This is a genomic window from Streptomyces sp. 378 (assembly GCF_030124145.1).
GTDB lineage: Bacteria > Actinomycetota > Actinomycetes > Streptomycetales > Streptomycetaceae > Streptomyces.
This window is the reverse complement of record NZ_JASKMS010000087.1, coordinates 1-692: the sequence shown is the minus strand read 5'-3', so window position 1 is coordinate 692 and position 692 is coordinate 1. Positions and strand designations below refer to the sequence as shown.

General features: G+C 66.6%; 1 protein-coding gene. It reads left to right on the top strand.

The annotated features are described in order from the left end of the window. Positions 1-692: DNA-directed RNA polymerase subunit alpha (locus QNO09_RS39615; protein ID WP_283975068.1), on the top strand; the 692-nt coding region annotated here is incomplete at both ends.

Below are 692 nucleotides of genomic sequence, written 5' to 3'. Positions count from 1 at the left end.
TCCCTGCGCCGTACGCTCCTGTCCTCGATCCCGGGTGCGGCGGTCACGTCCGTCCGTATCGACGGTGTCCTGCACGAGTTCACCACCGTGCCGGGCGTCAAGGAGGACGTCACCGACCTGATCCTCAACATCAAGCAGCTGGTCGTCTCCTCGGAGCACGACGAGCCGGTCGTGATGTACCTGCGCAAGCAGGGTCCGGGTCTGGTCACCGCCGCCGACATCGCGCCTCCGGCCGGTGTCGAGGTGCACAACCCCGACCTGGTCCTGGCCACGCTGAACGGCAAGGGCAAGCTGGAGATGGAGCTGACGGTCGAGCGTGGCCGCGGTTATGTCTCCGCCGTGCAGAACAAGCAGGTCGGCCAGGAGATCGGCCGGATCCCGGTCGACTCGATCTACTCGCCGGTGCTGAAGGTCACGTACAAGGTCGAGGCCACGCGTGTCGAGCAGCGGACCGACTTCGACAAGCTGATCGTCGATGTCGAGACCAAGCAGGCCATGCGTCCGCGTGACGCCATGGCGTCGGCGGGCAAGACCCTGGTCGAGCTATTCGGTCTGGCCCGTGAGCTGAACATCGACGCCGAGGGCATCGACATGGGCCCCTCGCCCACGGACGCCGCCCTGGCCGCCGATCTGGCCCTGCCGATCGAGGAGCTGGAGCTCACCGTTCGGTCGTACAACTGCCTCAAGCGCGA